The sequence below is a fragment of the Bacteroides sp. ET336 genome, assembly GCF_024733815.1.
GTDB lineage: Bacteria > Bacteroidota > Bacteroidia > Bacteroidales > Bacteroidaceae > Phocaeicola > Phocaeicola cellulolyticus.
Genome location: NZ_JANRHK010000064.1, coordinates 1 through 461, shown reverse-complemented (window position 1 = coordinate 461; position 461 = coordinate 1). Strand labels below are relative to the sequence as shown.

The 461-nt window shown below is 37.5% G+C and carries 1 pseudogene; it reads right to left on the bottom strand.

Features of this window, described 5'->3' with window-relative positions:
* Window positions 1-338: pseudogene (locus NW213_RS16840) on the bottom strand (hypothetical protein); the annotation flags it as partial.
* Window positions 339-461 lie beyond the last annotated feature (123 nt).

Genomic DNA, 461 nt, shown 5'->3' with positions numbered 1-461 from the left:
CCTTTAGGGTTTACATCCTTGTCCGGAACATTCTTCTTATCAATATACTGGCTTCCCAGATATTGCCTGAAACGCAATGTCTCAGTCACCAGCCACGTCTTCTGCAATTCAATCAGAATAAGCTGTTGCGTTCCGTCTTCATTCTTTATGGTAGCTGCAAAGTCAATTCTCATCATGGAGATTTTCCTTTGTGTTACGCCTGTATATTCATGAGGACGCATTTCAAGATGAATAATTTCCTTCTGAAGCAAAGCGGAAAGCATAATCTTTGCCACCCTGTCATCCTCCATCATATATTTGAACACCGAATCATATATAGGATTTGCTATCAGTACCATAAGTAACTCCTTTCTTTATATTTGAGACTGCGTAAAGATACACTTTTTTCGTGAAAACACAAAACCGTAAAAATTCCAATGTCAAAAATGAAACTTCTATTGTTACAAACCGGTTTTGACAAT